Origin of the sequence: Desulfofundulus salinus (assembly GCF_003627965.1) — a bacterium.
Lineage (GTDB): Bacteria > Bacillota > Desulfotomaculia > Desulfotomaculales > Desulfovirgulaceae > Desulfofundulus > Desulfofundulus salinus.
The window spans coordinates 2,819,872-2,840,732 of record NZ_RBWE01000001.1; the positions used below are offsets into that span (position 1 = coordinate 2,819,872).

At 52.3% G+C, this 20,861-nt stretch carries 14 protein-coding genes, 5 tRNA genes and 1 pseudogene; 4 read left to right on the forward strand and 16 right to left on the reverse strand.

Annotated features, from left to right (window positions below; translation table 11 throughout):
* From D7024_RS14225 to tadA, 10 genes are all read right to left on the reverse strand, one after another.
* Positions 1-780, reverse strand: a complete 780-nt coding sequence (locus D7024_RS14225) for an ABC transporter permease (RefSeq protein ID WP_121452366.1) — start codon at positions 778-780, stop codon at positions 1-3.
* Between the two features lie 140 nt (positions 781-920).
* Positions 921-1,940, reverse strand: a complete 1,020-nt coding sequence (locus D7024_RS14230) for an ABC transporter substrate-binding protein (RefSeq protein WP_121452367.1) — start codon at positions 1,938-1,940, stop codon at positions 921-923.
* 80 nt (positions 1,941-2,020) lie between these two features.
* Positions 2,021-3,133, reverse strand: a complete 1,113-nt coding sequence (gene hisC / locus D7024_RS14235; protein ID WP_121452368.1) for a histidinol-phosphate transaminase — start codon at positions 3,131-3,133, stop codon at positions 2,021-2,023.
* Positions 3,134-3,225: 92 nt separating this feature from the next.
* Positions 3,226-4,308 carry an iron-containing alcohol dehydrogenase family protein gene (locus tag D7024_RS14240; protein ID WP_125185664.1) on the reverse strand — a complete coding sequence of 361 codons (1,083 nt, stop codon included), beginning with the start codon at positions 4,306-4,308 and terminating at the stop codon, positions 3,226-3,228.
* Positions 4,309-4,625: 317 nt separating this feature from the next.
* The gene (locus D7024_RS14245; protein ID WP_121452370.1) at positions 4,626-6,668 is read right to left on the reverse strand and encodes a GGDEF domain-containing response regulator; all 2,043 of its coding nucleotides are present in this window, start codon (positions 6,666-6,668) and stop codon (positions 4,626-4,628) included.
* Positions 6,669-6,810: 142 nt separating this feature from the next.
* Positions 6,811-8,718, reverse strand: coding sequence for an HD domain-containing phosphohydrolase (locus tag D7024_RS14250; RefSeq protein WP_121452371.1), 1,908 nt, complete (start codon positions 8,716-8,718; stop codon positions 6,811-6,813).
* Between the two features lie 70 nt (positions 8,719-8,788).
* Positions 8,789-9,688, reverse strand: a complete 900-nt coding sequence (locus D7024_RS14255) for a GGDEF domain-containing protein (RefSeq protein WP_121452372.1) — start codon at positions 9,686-9,688, stop codon at positions 8,789-8,791.
* A 40-nt stretch (positions 9,689-9,728) separates the two neighbouring features.
* Entirely contained in the window at positions 9,729-9,935 is a 207-nt protein-coding gene (locus tag D7024_RS14260; RefSeq protein WP_121452373.1) for a hypothetical protein, read from the reverse strand.
* 690 nt (positions 9,936-10,625) lie between these two features.
* Positions 10,626-10,719, reverse strand: a tRNA-Ser gene (locus tag D7024_RS14265).
* Positions 10,720-10,725: 6 nt separating this feature from the next.
* Positions 10,726-11,199, reverse strand: coding sequence for a tRNA adenosine(34) deaminase TadA (gene tadA, locus D7024_RS14270; RefSeq protein ID WP_121452374.1), 474 nt, complete (start codon positions 11,197-11,199; stop codon positions 10,726-10,728).
* Positions 11,200-11,495: 296 nt separating this feature from the next.
* On the opposite strand from tadA, the pseudogene D7024_RS14275 reads away from it, so the two are divergent.
* The 3 genes and pseudogenes from D7024_RS14275 to mtaB all read left to right on the forward strand — a co-directional run bounded on the left by D7024_RS14275 (position 11,496) and on the right by mtaB (position 15,032).
* Positions 11,496-12,095: pseudogene (locus D7024_RS14275) on the forward strand (IS607 family transposase).
* Complete coding sequence (locus D7024_RS14280) at positions 12,092-13,615, forward strand: RNA-guided endonuclease InsQ/TnpB family protein (protein WP_121452375.1); 1,524 nt, start codon at positions 12,092-12,094, stop codon at positions 13,613-13,615. The pseudogene D7024_RS14275 and the gene D7024_RS14280 overlap by 4 nt, the downstream one beginning before the upstream one ends.
* A gap of 112 nt (positions 13,616-13,727) precedes the next feature.
* Positions 13,728-15,032 (forward strand): tRNA (N(6)-L-threonylcarbamoyladenosine(37)-C(2))-methylthiotransferase MtaB, encoded by a 1,305-nt coding sequence (mtaB, locus tag D7024_RS14285; RefSeq protein ID WP_165859378.1) that lies wholly within the window; start codon positions 13,728-13,730, stop codon positions 15,030-15,032.
* A 77-nt stretch (positions 15,033-15,109) separates the two neighbouring features.
* Here mtaB and D7024_RS14290 read toward each other — a convergent pair.
* The 4 genes from D7024_RS14290 to D7024_RS14310 all read right to left on the reverse strand — a co-directional run bounded on the left by D7024_RS14290 (position 15,110) and on the right by D7024_RS14310 (position 15,714).
* Positions 15,110-15,186: transfer RNA gene (locus D7024_RS14290), tRNA-Arg, on the reverse strand.
* A 126-nt stretch (positions 15,187-15,312) separates the two neighbouring features.
* A tRNA-Arg gene (locus D7024_RS14295) sits at positions 15,313-15,389 on the reverse strand.
* 121 nt (positions 15,390-15,510) lie between these two features.
* Positions 15,511-15,605: transfer RNA gene (locus D7024_RS14305), tRNA-Ser, on the reverse strand.
* Between the two features lie 18 nt (positions 15,606-15,623).
* Positions 15,624-15,714, reverse strand: a tRNA-Ser gene (locus D7024_RS14310).
* A gap of 452 nt (positions 15,715-16,166) precedes the next feature.
* Here D7024_RS14310 and D7024_RS14315 point away from each other — a divergent pair.
* Positions 16,167-16,571, forward strand: coding sequence for a type II toxin-antitoxin system VapC family toxin (locus tag D7024_RS14315; protein ID WP_121452378.1), 405 nt, complete (start codon positions 16,167-16,169; stop codon positions 16,569-16,571).
* Positions 16,572-16,785: 214 nt separating this feature from the next.
* Here the strand turns inward: D7024_RS14315 and D7024_RS14320 are convergent, their stop codons facing one another.
* Positions 16,786-19,806: a type I restriction endonuclease subunit R gene (locus tag D7024_RS14320; protein WP_121452379.1), complete on the reverse strand. Its 3,021-nt coding sequence runs from the start codon at positions 19,804-19,806 to the stop codon at positions 16,786-16,788.
* Positions 19,807-20,014: 208 nt separating this feature from the next.
* Positions 20,015-20,698 carry a DUF2290 domain-containing protein gene (locus tag D7024_RS14330; protein ID WP_207666941.1) on the reverse strand — a complete coding sequence of 228 codons (684 nt, stop codon included), beginning with the start codon at positions 20,696-20,698 and terminating at the stop codon, positions 20,015-20,017.
* Positions 20,699-20,861 lie beyond the last annotated feature (163 nt).

The following is a 20,861-nucleotide window of genomic DNA, read 5'->3' on the forward strand; positions in this document are numbered from 1 at the left end:
TTAAGTCCCCCGCCGCTGGTATGCAAACAACACATTATAGATAAACTTAAAAATTAAATCGGTAATCATACCTAAGAGGCCAATGGTCAGGATGCAAACAAATATTTTTTCCGTGTGCCCAAACCTGGCCGCGTGCATGATGGCATAACCCAGGCCGGAACTGGCCCCCACAATTTCGGCCACCACCAGGTAGGTCCAGGCCCAGCCGAAAGTAATGCGCAAAGTATCCACTATCCCCGGCAATGAGGCAGGGATAATCACCCGGCTGAAAACGGAAAAGCCCCTGGCCCCCAGGGTGTAGCTTACTTCGATTAGCTCGATGGGCACGTTCTTGGTCACGTCCATGACCATGAGCACCTGCTGGAAAAAAGTCCCCCAAAAGATGACCATGATCTTTTCCGGTTCACCCAGGCCCAGCCAAAGGATGAACAGGGGAATAAAGGCCGAAGCCGGCATATAGCGGATAAAGCCAAACATGGGCTCAAAAAAACCCATGGCCCACTTCCAGGTACCCATGAGGATCCCCAGGGGTACCGCGATTACAGCCGAGATTAAAAAACCGGAAGTAACGCGAAAAGTGCTGACCAGGGCATGTTCAGCAAGTGAACCGTCCCGGATCATCTCAATTGCCGTCCGGGCCACCTCACCGGGGGTCGGCAACAAAGAGGCCGGCACCAGATGCCCGTAGGCCAGCAAGGACCAGATGACAAACAAGAGGGCAAAGTGTGCGGCTCCCAGGCCGCTGTATAATGACTTGCTTATATCCTGCCGCAACAACATTTTGTAACCTCGATGTTACTGGCGCCGCGGTCCGGGCGCCGGAATATATAATTGAGAATTAAAACTGCCGGGTGGCGGCCTCCCGACGGCTGGATGAACGCCACCCAGCGCCGCTTTGGGGTTGGTGTCTTCTAAATAGGTTACTTCGGAGCTTTTTCCAGGTAGCTGCCATCAATCATCTGGTTGATGTCGGGCCTGGTGTTGATCACTTTTTTATCATAGTAGAAGTCTACCGCTTTCTGCAAGGTTTTTTGAATTTCACCGTTGAAAAACTTCAGGTTGTCTTCCAGGCTGTACAACCGGATGCCGTCCAGGAAACCTTCCGGCTTCATGTCCAGCCCCCTGGCCATGATTTTCACCGCCTCTTCCTGGTTTTCGGCATAAAACTTCATGGCCTTGGCCAGGCCGTTCACGATGGCCTGCATTTCCCTGGGATGGCTTTCGGCAAAATCTTTACGGAAAGCCACCGCATCAACAATCAGCCCCGGTGTTTCCCTGGAGGTAATGATCAGGTTGCCGTTGCCTTCCTTAACTCCCCTGGACAGCCAGGGTTCCCAGGTTACCGCCGCATCCACTTTCCCGGCAACAAAGGCCTGACCGGCATCTCCGGCACTGCCAGACTGAACCATCTTGATGTCGTTTTCACTCAAACCGGCTTTTTCCAGGCAGTTCAACAGGAAGAAGTGGCTGGTGGTACCCACGTCGAGGGCCACGGTTCTGCCTTTCAGGTCAGCTACCGATTTAATGTCCTTTTTGGCCACGATACCGTCGCCGCCGTAGGAATCATCCAGCGCCCAAATAATTTTCAGCGGTACCCCTTCGGCTTCCAGGGTGGATTCAATGTCCAGGGTGGTGGCCATGCCGTCCACCTTGTTGCCCTTTAAAGCAGCCTTCCGCTCAGCCAAACCCTGAATGACGGAAATTTCCACATCCAGCCCTTCCTCTTTGAAAAAGCCCTTATCCCGGGCTAAAAACAACGGGCCATATCCCGGCCAGGTAGGCAGGGTAATGCGCACCTTTTCCAGTTTTTGCTCCTGCCCGGTCCCTGCCTGTTGCTGCTTCCCGGAATCAGACGTTTTTTGCCCCCCGCAACCGGCCGCGACCAAAACCAGGACAAGGACCAGGGTTAAAACCGCCAGTTTACTAAGTCTACTTAACACTACATCTCCCTCCTGTAGTTTTAAAGTTTTAGCGCAATAAACCGTTCGACAAAAAAAACATCTTTCCTGTCGGCAGGAAATTAACTTTTACTGGTATTTTTAGACATCAGGGCTTCAACAAGGGCCATGTTTTCCTCCGGCCGGCCCACGGTAATGCGCAGGCAGTTGGGCAAATTAAAACCGTGGCCGGGGCGGACGATAATCCCCTGTTCAACCAGGTAGTGGTATACTTCCCTGCTGTCCTCACCCGTATCTACCAATAGAAAATTGGTCTGGCTGGGAATGACCCTCCAGCCACAGGCAGTTAGCTGTTCAGTCAACCACTGCCGCTGCTCGCGGTTGTATTTTTGCATGGTTTCTACATATGTACGGTCGCGAAAGGCAGCCAGGGCGGCTGCCTGCCCCAAAACACCTGCATTAAAGGGAGGACGGACCCGGTGCACCCGGGCAACGAGGCCGGCAGCTGCGATTAGATAACCCACCCGGGCCGCCGCCAGACCGTATATCTTGGAAAAGGTGCGCATCACCAGCAGGCGGGGCTCGGCATTAATGAGAGGTACGGCCGTATATTTCGCCGGATCATCGGTGTACTCGTTGTAGGCTTCATCCACCGCCACCAGCACCCGTTCCGGCAGCCGCCGCAAAAAAGGCAAAAGCTCAGGTGCGGGAAAGGCCGTACCGGTAGGGTTGTTGGGGTTGCAGATAAAAATGAGTTTTGTTTTTTCTGTAACGGCGGCAGCCACCTTTTCCAGGTCAATGCGATAGTCGGTTAAAGGGACGCGCACCGGTACGGCCCCGGCCAGGTGAGCAGCCGCAGCGTAGGAACCAAAGGTAGGGGAAGGGATTAGCACCTCGTCTCCCGGATCAAGAAAGGCCATGGCCACCAGGTTTATTACTTCGTCGGCCCCATTGGCCAGGAGAAATTGTTCCGGTGACAAGCGGTAGAAAGCAGCCAGTTCCCGGCACAGGGCACGGCCGTAAGAGTCGGGATAACGGTGTAGGGCGGCCGCCGCCTCCTGTATGGCCTTTACTGCCGCGGGCGAAGGGCCGTAGGGGTTTTCATTGAAGGAAAGCTTGTACACCCGCTCCCGACCCAGGCGTGCCCGGAGCTCGTCAAGCGGAAGGTCGGGAAGTTCCACCGGGAAGGCCTGCACGGCGGCAGTCCGCCGGGCGGCCAGCAGCTCAAGTTCCATGGGGTTACTCCGCCACTCCTTTCAACATCGAATTGAACACAAGGGACATGAAAAATAAAGGCCGGATGCCTGCTTAAAACCTGTTCACCTATTTAAAGCCGGCGGCCCAACTCATCGGCTGCCATCAGGGCCTGCACCAGCATCTCTTCATCAACAGAAAAGGGCATGTTCTGGATGTCTTCCGCGGCCAGGGCCCCGGCTGCTACTACGGCAAGTTTTTCAGGCGTCACGGCAGCAAGGCCAAGTTCGACAAAGGTTGTGGGTAAGCCCAGCTTCCGGTAATAATTGATAAGTTCCCTTGCTTCAGACGCATTATTTTCCAGCATTAATTGAACCAGAATCCCAAAGGCCACGCTTTCCCCGTGGTAGCGACTGTGGGTTTCCGGCAGGCAGGTCAGGCCGGAATATACCGCGTGGGCGGCTGCAGTACGGCACTCGTCGCCGCCCAACCCGCTGACCAGGCCGCTGACCATGATAATGGCGTCCACCACTTCAGCCAGGTGTTTATTTACTTCCCGGAGTCTAACCGCCTCCAGGGCGGCTTCCCCGTGCAAAACAAGCACTTCCCGGGCCACTGCCGCCAGCTGCAAGGCACTGCGAATCACGGCTGAATCAGAACGGTTCCGGGCTGTTGCTTTCAGCTCATACCACTTGGCCAGGGTATCCCCGATGCCGGCGATTAAAAACCCGGCCGGAGCCCGGGCAATGGTTGTCAGATCCACCACTACCAGATCCGGCAGGCGCACCCGCCGGGAAATTTCCTGGAAAACACCCTGCTCGTTGTAGATGATGGAAATACCGGTAAAGGCCGCGCAGGTGGCGGCAATGGTGGGAACGGTCACCACCGGAACATCAGCCAGGTAAGCCGCTCCCTTGGCCGTATCCAGGGCTTTACCGCCGCCCACGCCAATGAGCATCTCCGCCCCGGCGTCCCGCACGGCAGCAGCCAGCTTTTCGATATTAACAGGGGAACACTCTCCCCCGTACCATACACAACCGGCTATCTCCCTGCCGGCTTCTTTTAACCCTGCCGTGAGGCGCTCCCCGGTAACCTGCAGGGCGGTTTTCCCACCGGCGATCAAAACCCGCCGCACCGCCCGGGGCAATAATTCGCCTAAACTTTCCAGCGCCAGTTCTTCCCGTACATATTTGATTGGAGCAATGCAACGCTGCATATTCACTATCACCCAAAAAACATATTTCGTGATTTCACGACAAAAACCTTCTTTGGCTGTGTGCAAATTCGGCAACCAAAAAACCACCTGCGAAAAATGTCCGGTTCATTTATCCCCCAAAAAAGTCCAGCGCCTGTTTTCTACCTCCACCCATTATGCCAAAAACAACCTGTCCAGCGGACTTTAATTTCGGGTCTTTATTTAAATTTTTAACTGTTACGGTGACTAATCGTCGACACCAGAGCAGCATCCTTGAATGAATAATGGTTCTCCCCTGCAAAAACCCCGGCATAACCCGGGGTTACTAACACTTGAATCTATATACATGCACCTGTATACCGGACACAGTTTCGCCCGGCAGCCTTTGCTGCGTACAGCGTATTGTCGGCGCGCATAATGAGGGTATCGGCCGTGTCCGGCGGGCAGTAACCGGCCACTCCGAAACTGGCAGTCACGTGGTCTACGCCCGGAATATCCATGCGGCTTAACCGTTCTCGAAGCTCTTCCGCTAAACCGGCGGCCTTGTCCACCGATGTATTTGGCAAAAGTATTATAAATTCTTCTCCGCCCCAGCGGGCCAGGCAGTCTGTTTTGCGGATCCTTTGTTTGATCATATCTACTAAACTTTTAAGGACACGGTCGCCGGTAGCGTGCCCGAAGCGGTCGTTTATGCTCTTAAAGTGGTCCAGGTCCACCATGATTATGGAAAAGGGCAGACCGGTCCGCCGCGTGCGCTCAATTTCCTGTTCCAGCACCTGCATAAAATAGCGGCGGTTGTAAGCATTTGTAAGGGGATCGATTATGGACAGCCGGTAAAGCTGTTCCTCCATTTTTTTGTATTTCGTAACGTCCATGGCGTAGTGAAGGTAGATATCCTCTCCCAATGGAACCCACCAGGTATCCCAGATGCCCCCTGCAAATTCCACTTCGCTGTTTATTGGTACATTTTTATCCAAAGCCTCGTCTCCACGGCAGAAATAACATTTCGTGCCGGGTAAAGGGGTGCCGGATTTTTCAATTGCCTCCCGGCACTCGTCTGGAAGGGATTTCGTACCATGTATGCTCCTCCAACAATAATTTCCTACTTTTGTTCCCACCACCATTTCCGCTGCTTTATTCTGCGCCAGAATAAGGCGCTCCCTTGAAACCAGCCAGGCCGGACTGGGAATGCCCTCCAGTATCTGGCGGAGCCGCTCTTCTTTGCGCCTGTTTTCCTCCTCCAGCCGCTTGCGCTCGCTGATGTCGCGCACAATGCCCACTGCATGCCAGGCGTCCCTGATCTTCAAAGCAGACAGTGAGAGCTCCACATCAAGCTCCCGCCCGTCTTTATGTTTGGCTTTCAGCTCAATTGTTTTCCCTATGGCATTCCCTTCCCCGGTCAGCTGAAAACGCCGGAAGCCCTCTCTATAGGCCTGGTACTGGTTTTCCTCCGGCACCACCAGCCGGTGCAGTTCCTTCCCCAGGATTTCTTCCCGGGAGTAGCCGAATAGCTGTTCCGCCGCCGGGTTCCAGAAAGTGACGTTCCCCTGCCCGTCAAGCATGACGATGGCGTCCCGAGCCGAGCCCATTACGGCACTTAAAGTTGCCTCCCTTTCCCGCAGTTCTTCTTCCATCCGCCTGCGCTCCGACAGGTCGATAATCAGTGCCAGACATACTTTTTCTCTATCGTGTTCAAACAGCTGCAGGTGTACTTCTACAGGGTAAAGGGAGCCGTCTTTCCGGCGGTGTACCGTGTTAAAAACGATCTTCTCCTGCTCCCCCCTTACCAGGAGGTCAAGGAGTTCCCTGAAGCTCTGCAGGTCAAGCTCAGGCTTCAGGTCAAGGGGCGTCATGCTGCTCAGTTCTTCGATTGTGTAACCCAGATTTTCCCTGGCACCGCGGTTCACCGCAATAAATTTTAAGGTCTCAGGGTGAAAAATATAGATCTCATTCAATGAACCTTCAAATATCCGCCGGTACATGTTTGCATAGGCATTTGCTTCATAAAGCCGCAGTGCCATTTCAACTGCCGACACCAGCACATGTTCGCCGGCACCTTTCAGCACATATCCGTAGCCTGTAACCGAACGGATTTTCTCCACAACTTCCTGTTGTGTATGGGCGGTAAGAAAAACGACAGGCACGTCTTTTAACTGCTGTATCGACCGGGCTGCCAGCGCCCCGTCCATTCCTTCTCCCAGCTCTAAATCCATCAGGATGAGGTCGGGGCACCGGCTGCTGCGGACTTTCTCCACAGCTTCTTCGCCTGTCAGGGCAATTTCAGTCATATACCCGTACTTGTTCAGGATATTTGCCGTTATTTGCGCAAGAAACCTGCTGTCTTCTACAATAAGAATTCTCTTGCCCTTAAATGTTTTCATCGCCAAACCAACCCCCGGGCAATTATTTCTTCCGCGGCAGCGGAATGTCCTTCGCCGGAATCACTTATTTCAGCGGTTGTGACCATAAATTGTTTCAGCAAACTAAGATCTCGTTTAATACTGATCTTCGTGAAAAATTTTATCACTTTACGCAGCTTTCAATAAAAGCACTTACTACCTCCGGGTCAAACTGCGTCCCCGCATTCCTTTTTATTTCAGCTATTGCTTCTTCCCTGCTCATTGCTTTCCGGTAGGGCCTGTCGTTGGTCATGGCGTCGTAAGCGTCAGCAACAGCCAGGATACGGGATAAAAGAGGAATTTCTTCCCCTTTTATTCCCCGGGGATAACCCCTGCCGTCCCACCGTTCATGGTGGCACAGGATGTATTCAGCAATGGAAGCCAGCTCCGGCGTACTCTGGGTAATGCGGTAGCCGATTTCCGGGTGTTTCTTCATCTCCGCCCATTCTTCCTCTGTCAAAGGACCGGGTTTTAGCAGAATACTTTCTTTGATGGCTACCTTCCCGATATCGTGAAGCACTGCCAGTAACTCCAGCTCATCCATTTGTTTAGCGGAAAGGCCCAGTTCTTTCGCTATTTTAATGCTTATTTCCTTTAACCTTTCTGCGTGTTCTTCCGTTTCCATGCTTTTTTCAAAAAGGGTGGCCTTCAGGGATGAAATAACGGCATTTCTGTAACTCTTGCCCTGCAGAAGCTTATGGCGGTACATCCATTCCTCGGCTTCCTTCAGTACCTGCCAGATGTTTTCTTCGGCTCTGATTTTTGCGGCATAGCCCAGGGCAATACTCAACTGAATGGGCCCATCACTGTCCAAAGTACACCTGTCCTTAATCCTCCTGACAATTTCTTCCGCTGCTTTCATACCGGTCCGGGGCAGCAAAATGACAAATTCGTCACCGCCCCAGCGGGCGATAATATCCTCCCGCCGGCAGCATTTTTTTATTACCTCTGCCGCTTTTTTCAGAAGAAGATCCCCTGCCTCATAACCGAAGACGTCATTGGTCAGCTTCAATCCGTTGAGATCACCAATGATAAACAATACAGGCAGCTGACGCGGCGTATCCAGCCGCTTTATTTCTTCTTCCATAAACCTGCGGTTGTAAAGACCGGTCAACTGGTCATGATAGCTCAAAAAGAGGATTTTTTCTTCAAATTTCTTGCGCAGAATATATTCGGAAATAATCCTTGCGGCAAGCTGCAGGCAATTGATGTCGGCTTCAGACCATTCCCTGTTTTTCAGACAGTCGTCAAAACCGATAAAGCCGTTGTATTCCCCTTTCACATATACAGGCAGTACCAGCAGGGACTTGATCTCCTGGGGCCTTAAGATTTCCTTTGTCTTTTCGTCGGGGATGTCTTCAATGTCCCTGTAGTTAATCACTTCCCTGTTTTTAAGCCTGTCCACCCACCAGGTTAATTCAGCCTCAGGGATTTCCTGAAGATTTTCTTTCTGGGGCGTTATACCGGGTGCCGTCCACTCAAAAGTATTGCTCATGGTCCCTTTTTCCCGGTCCGCTTCAAAGAGGTAGGCCCGGCTTGCCTTGAGGCCTTCTCCCATCATCCGCAGGGCTTTGAAAAGAAAAACCTCAGGTTCAGTCTCCTGCATGGCCAGAAAGGAAAGGCCGCTGATGAGCTTTTCGTATTCCAGCCTTTTTTGGAGCTCCGCTTCGGCCTCGGTGATTTCCTGAAACAAGGTGACAAAATACCCTTTTTGGGGAGAAAAGGCGGTTATTTTGTACCAGCGCTGCAAAGGTTCTGCATAATGGCTGAACTCATGTCTTTCACCGGTCAGGGCCACCTTGCCGTAAAAGGCCGCCCAGTCAAAGCCGCCCGCCATGATGACGGGAAGCACTTCCGTCACTCTTTTCCCGAGGATAGCTTCTCTTTTTAACCCGGTCATTTCTTCAAAGGCGGGGTTGACTTCCAGAAAGATATAGTCTTCCGGCTCCCCCTGCCTCCCGTACAGCACCTTGTGACAGGTATAGCCAAAGGGAGATTCCATAAGTATTTCTTTATAAATCTTTTCTTCCATCTTCTTAAATCCCCCTTTTCCTGACAAAAAAGCCCCCTGCGCATAAGCATAGAAGGGCCTACCCGGAATTTCAGGCAATAACCCTGTTTCTGCCTGTTTTTTTAGCCGTATATAGATTTTTGTCAGCAGACTGCAGGAAGCCTTCAAAAGACAAATCCGGATTCCCTTCAGCAGTACAAACGCCGAAACTTGCTGTTATTTTCAGATTTATTCCCGCATATTCAAATACCTTTTCTTCTGTAGCCTTTCTCATCCTCTCGGCAACCTGTTTTGCAACATCTTTACTAGTGTCTGTCAAACAAACAAGAAATTCTTCTCCGCCGTACCTTGCAACCCAATCCTTCCCGCTGCGGATGTTTTTTTCAAGGAGTAATGCAAACTCTTTAAGAATATGGTCACCTGCTGTATGTCCGAAGTTATCGTTTACTTTCTTAAAATGGTCAATATCCGCCATTATTATAGATAACGGCTCTTGTGCAACGCCGCTTTTTATCATTTCTGCCGGCAGCCTTTCATTTATATACCGTCGGTTGAATATTCCCGTTAAACTATCTTTAATAGCTAGTTCATTTAACTGCTTTATATAATTCTCCAGTTCAATATTGTTTTCATTACCCAGTTCACTCACAACTATACTTCCCGTGATATCTTTCAGCATTTCCAGAACCAGTTTTCTATTTTCGATATTTAACGGAACGGCGGTTATCATGTAAATTTTACCCTGAAGATACTCCATTTTTATGAATATGTCATTCTCATTATATGCTTTCATCGAGATACAGTTTTCACACAGCTCACCTTTCTGCCAGAAATCATAACAATGATTATCTTCGTGATCTAAAAAACCAATTTTATACTCCAGAACCTTTTTAAAAACAGGATCTACTACTCTGGCAATCTGGTACATACTTTTCAACAAATCAAGAGACTCATAAAGCTTTTCCATTTTCTTTTCTTCTGCACTGAACATATATCCTATCTCCTCTCAGGCAGGGTTGAAGCACGTCTCCTTAAACGGCACCAAAATTAATCAAAAGCCTTTCCTTTAATAACTCCATGTCTTTCCTGTTGTGAGGGATGGTGAAATACCTAAGTTCTTGACCCTTCGCCCCGGCGGCGGTCTGCTCGGCCTGGGCGGCGAGCTGGGAGGCCGAGTCGGCCACCTGCTTGGACGTTTGGACTACCTGGCCGACGATCTCGCGCAAGTTTGTGCGCATGCGGTTTTTCCCCTAAATCTTTCTGAATGAATAATTAGATTTTCTGCGCGTTAGTCCATTCCAGCGCCGGTTTCCTCAGGCAATTCCGTTTTTTAGCATACCGCTTCGGTGTTCAGCAGTAGCAAGATATGCCCGTCTTTCATGGCAAAGCCGGAAAGGCACACGACGGTGTGGCCGAAAACATCAAGGCGCCGGACACCGCCAGCACCCGGCTCAGCGGGGGAATTAAAGAGATGATCTACAAAGACCGAGGCCCGCGCATAATGTAATAAGGAAAATAAAGTGAAAAACCCGTTTTCCAGGCGTATGGAAAAACCAGAGGCATGAAGAGATAGCGGTAAAGGTGGGAAATATGGCAGGTAATAGATAAAAAGCGATATTCATCAGAGGTGGAATTGGGGTTTTTGTTGGGAAGGGATAATTGCAATATTATGTTGGAAGTGGCATAATTTAATCCCCCCGTATCCATATATTGTTAACATGGTTTGATATTAGCAATTCCATGCGTGCCTGCTCCCATTGTTCTTAGTTTAAATTTTTAATTCGACAATCACTGCAACACTCCTTTATTTTTCCAACCTGTATCCAAAATATTTACAAAATTTTCTGCAAGGGAAGTTTTTCATCTACACTAAATAATTGAGGGGTTATCGCCGTGATTGGCAATAACCCCTCAATTTATGTGGCTTTTGGCGGAGAGAGTGGGATTCGAACCCACGAGGCGGGTTTTGGCCCGCCTACTCGATTTCGAGTCGAGCGCCTTCAACCACTCGGCCATCTCTCCGTCAATTTAACCTTCCTTTTGCTTGTCTTTTTGCCTCAACTCCCGGAAGAAACGCTGGATGATTGCCGCACATTCACCGGCCAGGACGCCCGAGATAACCTCCACCTGGTGGTTAAACCGGGGCTCCCGCACTATATCCATAATGGAATCCACCGCCCCCGCCTTTGGGTCCCGGGCTCCGTAAACCAGCATCCGCACCCGAAACTGCACCATGGCACCGGCACACATGGGACAGGGTTCAATGGTGCTGTAAAGGATGGTATCCACCAGGCGCCAGTCCCTCAGGTAGCGGGCTGCCTCCCGCATGGCCAGGATCTCCGCGTGGGCCGTACTATCTTTCAGCGTTTCCCGGAGGTTGTGTCCCCGACCGATAATTTTATCTCCCAGTACCACTACCGCGCCGATGGGTACTTCACCCAGTTTATAGGCCTTTTCTGCTTCGGCCAGGGCTTCCAGCATGTAGCGGTGGTGATCCGTCAAATACCCCTCCCCACCAGAGATACCTGTCGACACACGTTATTTTAACATAGAAGAACCGTTCCTGGCAACCCATGCCCCAAAGGCCTGTCAATCAATCAACAGCTGGTATGCCTCAGATAATTTTATGCCCTCGTATTGTCCTATTTCGGGGAGATGGCTCAAAGGTCCACCTTGCGCTTCAGGGATAGATAACAGGGTCACCGCCGGGTTATGATGATTTGTGAACACCGTGGTATAGTCCACAATTCTAACATCTTTTTGACAGTCTTTATCAAATTGGATATACTATACTTACTATGAAAGCCAAAGAAGTAATGGAATTATTACGTATCAGCCGGAGCACCCTCAACAGGTTGCGGTGGAAAAAAAATCAAAGTAAACAAACTGCCCAACGGCTACTACGACTACGACGAAAAATCCGTTTACGAATACCTGCTAAAGACCACCGGCAAGCCTGTCAAGAGGAAAACCGTGCTCTACGCCAGGGTGTCCACAAATAAGCAAAAGAGGGATTTAGAAAATCAGCTGGAATTGTTGAAACAGTTCTGCCTCAACAACGGCTGGACAATTGATGGGATTTATAAAGACATTGCTTCCGCTTTAGATTTTGACAACCGGAAAGATTTTAACGAATTACTTAAAGAGATCCTCAACTACCGGATTGAAAAGGTCATCATCACTTACAAAGACAGGTTGACCAGGACCGGCTTCAATTTCTTCGAGAAGCTGTTCAGATCTTACGGCACGGAAATAATCGTCATCAACAACTACACCAACGAAAATCCGATACTGAAGAATTGATGGAAGAAATTTTCACTTTACTCCACAGCTTTTCCATGAAATTCTATTCCAGCCGGAGGAAAATAAAGAAGTGTCTGGAGGAAGTACTTAAATGAAAGTCAAGCGGGCAATAAGAATCAGGGTTTCTAGCAAAAGAAAAAGAGGGGCGAGGGAACTCGCCTACGACCTGGCTCAGTTCCGTAATTTGTTGTTAATCTTCCAGAGCAGGTATTACGCTCTTTTTGGGCAGGTCATTTTAAACCAGAGCGTCATTTATTCCCTCCTGGCCGACCAGACTATGAAAAAGAAACCCGAACAGGAAGAAGCACTTCGGGAAGCGTCCGAAAGGATTATCCAGCATCCGGACTTACAGGAACTGATCCAAAGGATGAAAGAGCAGAAAGCCAGGGTAGACAACAACTACGTCCTCCAGACCACTATCCGCCAGGTTATCAAAGATTACAAAAGTTTTCTGGCATCTCTGGCCGGATATCGCGTCAATCCAGGGAAATATAAAGAGCGGCCGCAACCGCCCAAACCCAAAAAGCTGGGTAAACTCACGCAAGTCACGGCAGAATTCAACAGCAACGTGTTTGAAGTAGAAGGTAATACACTTTTTCTGCGCCTGCGCATGAACGGCAAGAAAAGAATAAAAATAAAACTCCCCAGGGACGTGGAAGGTGTATCCTCGGTCAGGCTGGTCTATCATCTTTCCGACGTTTGGGTGGACGTAATTTACGAAAAGGAACTCAAAGAACCGGAGGCCGGGCTTATCCATCTGGCCGGAATCGACATGGGGATGGATAATTTAATTTCTCTAATTTCAACCAGCCCTGACGTAAAAAGCCTGATCATTTCCGGCAGGGAAGTCAAGTCTTTCAACTGCTGGTTTAACAAAAAGAAGGCCGCGGTGCAGTCGGCAATGGATACGCTGGGCAACAAAATTGCTCAGGAAGAGGACGAATCCCGGAAAAATGCCATGTCGAAAGAGCTGCTCAAATTAAAGTTCTACCTCCACAACCTTTACAACTACCGCGACCGCTGGATTGAGTCTCACTTCCACAAAGTAGCCCGTGTCCTGGCCGATTTCCTTTACGAAACCGGCCACAAAGCGGTTTACCTCGGCAAAGGGGCCACAGAAAGTAAAGACGGAATAGACTTAGGAAAAGTGACCAACCAGAATTTCGTGAGTATTCCTTTTCGTAAGCTGATCAATATTTTGAAGTACAAGCTGGAAGAGCTGGGTATGAAAGCGGAAGAAAAAGAGGAGTCCTACACCAGCAAGGCTTCCTCTCTTTCCGATGATATTTTGGAAATTCAGCGAAGGTACGACGAAGCCAAAGAGAAGCAGGGAGAAATAAAAATTAAGTGTTCCGGCAAAAGAATTGAGCGCGGCCTGTACAGGGACAATGTGCTCAACAAAGTTTTCAACGCCGATTTGAACGGCGCTTTAAACATTTTAAAGGTGGGAGCGAAGCTCCGCAGACTTACTCTAAGCCTGAAAGTTCTTTTGTGCAAGTTGTGCAACCCGCTGAGACTTAACCTCTACGATTTCATTTACAGGTTCAAAAGTAAGGCCGAGTCCCCTCCGGGGATAGGAGATAGTAAGCTGGCAACAGCAGGGTTAACTCGATAGATATGATATCGCCATTCAAATATAGAATGGTCGATTAAATATCTATTTGAGTGCCTAATTAGGTGGATCAGCACTTCTTAATACCACTACAAAGTACTTGGAGGGAGCCTTTTTGCCTTACACTTTCAAGGTTAAAACCCTTGGTTGCCCGGTAAACCAGTACGAGGGCCGGGCATTGGAATTGGCCATGGAAAAGGCCGGCTTTGTCCCAACCGGGGATATTGCCGATATTTATATCATCAACAGCTGCGTGGTAACCCAGGCCGCGGCTGCGGAAGCACGCCGCCTGGCCAGCCAGGCCAAAAAGGAGAATCCCCAGTCCCTGGTGGTTCTGGCCGGCTGCTATCCCCAGGTGTACTGGAAGGAAATAAAGGAAAAACTGCCCCAGGTAGACATTATTATCGGCACCACCGGCAGATCCCGGCTGCCGGCCGTCATAGCCCGGCAACTGGCTGAAACTCACCGGGAGCAAAGGGCAATCATCGTGGAACACGGACCAGGTGAGGAGTTCGAGGAGTTTCCCCTGACCGGCAATTACGGGCGCACCCGGCCGGTAATTAAAATCCAGGAAGGGTGCGACGAAGCCTGCACCTACTGCATTGTCCGGAAGGCCCGGGGGCTGCCCCGCAGTCTGGCTCCGGAAAAGGTGGTGGCCCAGGTCAAACATTTCTTAGATAAGGGCTGCCGGGAGATTGTCCTGGCCGGTACCCACCTGGGGGCTTATGGGAAGGACCTGCCCGGGTGGAATCTGGCCCGTCTCATTGAAGAACTGGACGCCCTGCCCCACTCCTTTCGCCTGCGCCTAAGTTATATCGAGCCAATGGATATAAGTCTTGAGTTTTTGCAAACCATGGCCCGGGTGCGAAAAGTATGCCCTTTTTTGTACCTCCCCCTCCAGAGCGGCTCGGATCGCATCCTCCAAAGGATGGGGCGCCGGTACACAAGCGCAGAATTTGCCCGGCTGGTACAAAAGGCAATGGAATTGATCCCCGGCCTTTCCATTTGGACCGATCTAATCGTGGGCTTTCCCGGGGAAACGGAAGACGACCACCAGCAGACCATGAAACTGGTCGAGGAGCTGGCTTTAAGCCACCTGCACGTGTTCCCCTATTCGCCCCGCCCGGGAACGGAAGCCGCCGGCTTTCCCGATCAGGTTGCTCCGGATGTGAAAAAGAGAAGGGTTCAGGAACTGCGCGCACTGGATGAAAAGCTATCCCTGCATTTTAACCAGCAGCTGGTAGGAAAACAGGTACAGGTGCTGGTGGAAAAGGTGGGGGAGAACCAGGGGGAAGGTTTTTCGGAGCACTACGTAAAAGTGCGGTTCCCGGCCGGCAATCCGGAACTGAAGAGTTCTTTAGTACCGGTGCAGGTTCTGGCCGCCGCACCGCGGGGAGTGGAAGGTTGCCTGATTACTTGACGTCGAATTCACATTGAATTTCGCCGGTTCCAATAAAAACCGAAAGCCCTGCAATCCATGCAGGGCTTAGCTTTCTCTGGTGCGCCCGGAGGGACTCGAACCCCCGACACGCGGTTTAGGAAACCGCTGCTCTATCCTCCTGAGCTACGGGCGCCCGTTGTAAACCGTAAGAACTATTATTGCCGGGAAAACCCCGGCAAAAAATTGCACTTACTGTTTGTCTGCCCTACAGTAAGTGAAAAATGCATCAGGGCTTGCTTACGCTTTATTTTAATTTAACTGGCGTGCCTGGAGGGACTCGAACCCCCAACCTTCTGATCCGTAGTCAGATGCTCTATCCAATTGAGCTACAGGCACACAACCAGATCGCCCTGAACATTGGCGAATCTAATTGTACCAAAGGGGACGTCAAAAGTCAAGACCGTTGCTTTGACCAAATACAAGAAAAGGGTGTGCTCGAAGGCACACCGCGTTTTTTTGGCGGAGAGCGAGGGATTCGAACCCTCGAGACAGTTTTATAACCGTCTACTCGCTTAGCAGGCGAGCGCCTTCGACCTACTCGGCCAGCTCTCCACGCAAGCACATTCAAACTGGCGGAGGGAGTGGGATTCGAACCCACGGGACCGGTAATCGGCCCAACGGTTTTCAAGACCGCCTCCTTAAACCACTCGGACACCCCTCCAGGTTATGCCCGATGCAAATAAAAGTATAACACAGGAATTCCCACCTGTCAACTGCAATAAACTACGAGTGTGTGATCCGTCTGTGATATTGTCAGGGTAAAATCCGTCAGTGAAAATGTCAGTATGAAGGAGATGGTTACCCTGTCGCAGACGGAACTGAAGCGGATGCTGGTTTTGCAGCGGGTTCTGGAAGGTCAAGTTGGTGCGCTTCCGCTCAAGACCCCCGGCATGCCCGGCGATCCAGTCGGCTATCCCGCTGGCCGAATTCGATTTTGTCCCTGGGTTTATAGTTTTTCAGTGTTTGAACATTTTCAAGAACAACTAAGCCACCTCGCTCTGGAATTGACGAAACCCGGGGAATTCTCGGATCGGAGGACGCACCGGAGTGGGCGGAAGTTCCGGGGGCGGGTTGGGTCCGGAAAGTGCGCGGTGAGGATGGTGAGCCGCCGGCATGGGCTACCTGATAGATACCTGCGTCTTGATCGACCACCTGACCGGAAGACTGTCCCCCGATACGGGCGCCTGGCTGGAACAGGTGGTGGCGTCCGGTTCAGCAGCCACCAGAGTGATCGTCTACCACGAACTCCTGTACGGAGCTCGTACTGAAAAAGCAAGAGCCGCCGTCGAAAAGCTGTTGGAAGCGTGGGAAATGCTTCCCGTGGACCGCAGAGTTGCCGGGCGCGCCGCCGAAATCCGGCGGGATCAGGCCGCAAAAGGCAGGACCCTGGGAATGGCCGACTGCCTGATCGCGGCGACGGCCGAGTTGAGGAACCTGAAGGTGGTCACCTCAAATATCAAAGACTTTCCTACTGTCGAAACGGTGCTTCCCGAAAAAATAGCCACTATAGGACTGTAGCTGGTAATCCTCCGGGTCGCTCGCCGGGCCGGTTATCACCACAGCCACCTCCGGACAGCCCGGCAGTTCCCGGAGATACTTGTAAAGCTCAACGCAGATGCGCCGCCTCATGCAGACGACCATGGCCTTGCCGTCTTAAGCCTCCAGTCGCCTTTCGAAGTGGAGCACGGTGTCGCGCAGCTGCCGGGCAAAGCCGTCAATGAAGTCGTACTGGCTACCCCGCGCTGCCAGGTTCGCTGTAGGTCAATGCGAATACCGTATCGGTCAGCCAGCGACGGAATGACTCATTGTCGCTGAACTGCTTAAACAGCTCGGTGTCATCCCGGAGCAGCGCGGTCATCACCCGAACGAGGGCCTTGTCGTGCTCGATACGTGCGTTCTGTTTGTCGGAATACTTGCGTGCATTCTGGTAGGCGGTGTCGGCCGCTACCCGTGCAGGAATCTCCTCTGTGATCAGCTTGCGCACCCGATCGGCGTCGGTCCAGGGAATGTTGCCGAACTGATCGTTAAAAGCCTTGATGATGTTCGAGAGACGGTCGAGCTCCGGTTCGGGCTTGTGTCCACCGCCCACAGTGGGCACCGGTTCGATCTCGGCATCCGCATCGGGAAGCGCGATCCTCATGGTCGCCTGCTTTTCGACCCGGTAGCTGTCCATATCGATCGCCTCGAGGATGCCCTTCGAGAGGTCCTCCTCTTTGGGCACCGGCAGCTTGGGTACCAGGAAGTCGAGGAAGATCGATAACTTCTCCCACTGGGCGTTCGTATAGGGAAGGATTGAAGAGAGGAAGTTGTACGTTCGCAGAAACGCCTTGGCCTTGCCCTTGAAGTCAACCTGACCGTCCTCGTCTAGTTGCTCCATGTAGGTGGCGACGCAGGTGTCAAGGATGGGGTCGAGTTGGTCACGATCGGCCCCGTTTAAGTACAGCCGCACCAGTTCGTCCACTTGCGCAGGCGCGTACACCTGGTAGCCGTCAAGGTCGGCCTTGAGGTCATGGAGCCTGTTCGGGTCTGTCTCATCCGCGAGGATGGTCGTCCGGTAGTAGGGCTCGAAGGCCTTCTGGATCACCTCCGGGTCGTTGACGAAATCGAGGACGAAGGTGTCGTGTTTCTGGGGGTGGGCGCGATTGAGGCGCGAAAGCGTCTGCACCGCCTTGACCCCGGAGAGCACCTTGTCCACGTACATCGTATGCAAAAGCGGCTCGTCGTAGCCGGTCTGGAACTTGTCAGCGCAGACCAGAAAGCGATAAGGATCTTGACGGATCCGTTCAGGGATCTGGGCCGAGGGGAAGCCGTTGAGACTGGCCTCGGTAACCTTGACGCCACCATAGTCATGCTCACCCGAAAAAGCCACAATAGCCCTATAGGGGCTTTTGCGCTCTTTGAGGTACGCTGCGATCGCGTGGTAGTACTGGATGGCGCGCTCGATGCTGCTGGTGATCACCATGGCTCGCGCTTGGCCGCCGATCTTGCCCTTGGCAATCACCTGCTCGTGAAAGTGGTCTACCATGATCTCGGCCTTGAGCCGGATCGCGTGCTCGTGTCCCTCAACGAAGCGGCGAAGTTTCTTCTGCGCCTTTCTGACGTCGAACTCGGGGTCGTCCTCGATCGTTTTGATGAGCCTGTAGTAGCTTTTCACCGGCGTGTAGTTGGCCAGCACATCCAGGATGAACCCTTCCTGGATAGCCTGCTTCATGGTGTAGCTGTGGAACGGCTTGTGCTTGACCGTGCCGTCAGGCTGCGGTTCGGGCGCGCCGAAGATCTCGAGCGTCTTATTTTTAGGCGTGGCGGTGAAGGCGAAGTAGCTGGCGTTCGGCAGCAGCTTGCGCGCCTCCATGAGCCGGTTAATCTGGTCTTCGAAGGTCTCGTCTTCGTCCTCTGCACCGGCCTCCGACAAGGCCATGTTCATCTTGGCCGAGGTGCGGCCGCCCTGACTCGAATGCGCCTCGTCGATGATAATGGCAAAACGGCGCCCGCGGTGCTCGCTGCCGATTTCGTCGAGGATGAACGGGAACTTTTGCAGCGTCGTAATGATGATCTTCTTGCCGCTCTCGATGAATCGCCGCAGGTCGCCGGAATGCTCGGCGTGCCCCACCGTGGCGCTCACCTGGGCAAACTGCTTGACCGTGTCCCGGATCTGCTGGTCCAGGATGCGCCGGTCGGTCACCACGATAATGGAATCGAAAACAGGCCTGCCGTCCCTCGCGAGACCGATCAGCTGGTTGGCCAGCCAGGCGATGGAGTTGGACTTGCCGCTGCCGGCGGAATGCTGGATGAGATACCGCCGGCCCACGCCGTGTGCCGCCGCGTCCGCCAAAAGTTTGCGCACCACGTCGAGCTGGTGATAGCGGGGGAAGATCTGCCGTCGCCGTTTCTTGCCGGTCTTCTGGTCTTTTTCCTCAACGAGTTGAGCGTAGTTTTCGAGGATGTCGGTCAGGCTCTTGCGGGTGAGGATCTCCCGCCACAGGTAATCGGTCTTGAGCCCCTGCGGATTGGGAGGATTGCCCGCACTATCGTTCCATCCCTTGTTGAAGGGCAGGAACCACGACGCCTTGCCCTGAAGGTGGGTGCAGAACCACACCTCGTTTTCGTCCACGGCGAAATGCGCCACGCACCGCCCCAATTCAAATAGCTTCTCGCGCGGGTTGCGGTCGCGCCTGTACTGCTCGATGGCGTCGTGCACCGTCTGTTTGGTCAGGCGGTTCTTGAGCTCGAAAGTGAAAACCGGCAGCCCGTTGATGAAGAGCACAAGATCCAGCGCCCGCTGCGTCTCATCGCGGCTGTAGCGGAGCTGGCGCGTGACGGTAAAGCGGTTCTGCTCATAGAGCGCCCGCGCCTGCTCGTTTCCGGGCGAAGGCGTACCGTAGAAGAGCTCGATGCGGTACGGCCCATGCTGGATGCCGTTGCGCAATACGTCCACCACCCCGCGCTTGCTCACCTCGCCCTGGAGCCGCGCCAGAAACTTCCGCCGCGTGGGGCTGTCCTGGTCGAGATCGAGCGCCTCGGCCACCTTGGGCTGCGTGGCGCGCAGAAACGCCGCAAGCTGAACTAAATCGACGCAGTACTCCCGGTCGTAGTCGGCCGGATCGCCCGGCAGCCAGCCCACACCGCCGTAGGGTGCCGGCGTTTCGGCCACCACCGCCGGGGCACCGGCAGGCCGGGGCGCGCAGTCGCTGCCAGTCAGCGCCCGGCAGATGAGCGTTTCAAGACCAGCTTCGCTGGTGTCGGTGGGTTTCATGACTCCGCCTCCTCATAAAGTGCTTCCGTACCCGCACAAGCGTCAAAGTTGGCCTCCTTTTTAGCGAAATAACGAACTGTACTGCAAGAGATACTTTCACTTACGTATAGTTGTGTATTTGACCGTCGACACATAGGCTGTTTGACCCATGTTTTGGATGTGCCAGGATTCCTTCCGGTCATGTTTCCTTTTTCCAATATCATTACCATCAACAAGCCTCCATCGGAACGACCATATGGATCAAACAACGCTCGTTCGCCGTTATGGTCGAATCAAAGTACAGTCTATGATTGGGTAATTTACTGACGAAATCGTATTTATCAGTTAGATAGAAATTCCGCAGGACGAAATCGACGAACCAACGTGGGGTCAGCGGTGCCGAAACGGGAATGCGACAGCCTTTGACATCTCCCAAAGTGAGATGACACATGGGATGAACGACATCCCGAGCAGCCGTTTCATCGAAGTCGAATCGCAGCGGGAAAGGAAAGATGCGTCTAAATACGATGTCGAGGAACAGTTCATCATGCAGGTACAATTCGGGGTCTTCCTGGAAAGGCCGAAGTTCAGGTGAAGGGTAGTATGCCAAGCGATGCCGGACGAGGCGCTCGCCTTCAAAGCGGTACATTAGTTGGAGCAGGCCACCGTCGATCAGTTTTGCAGTATAAGAGCGCTTCTCCGAAAGCTCTTTATAGATTGTTGCGTAATCGATATCACCCATCGCAATCGACACATGCTCGGCGCCGGCGAAAGTAACCTCCCATACAATGTTCGATGCAGGGCGCAGCACTGGAAAGTTCTGGTCATCTGCGATCCCGCACTCTATCAATGACGTGAGCAGTCCTTCCAAGTCGCGCTTGATAGTCACCGCCTTATTAGGAGGCTTCATCATTTGCCACCTCCGAGCAGCTTAATCGTAAGCGTCAAACACAACCCACCTTGGCACAATACCCAAGTTTAAGGGATAATCTTCCTCAAAAAATAAGCTCGATGAGGAGGATTTTTTCTTATGACCAAAGCCGAACGGGAAGCGCTATGGGAAACCCGAATAGCCG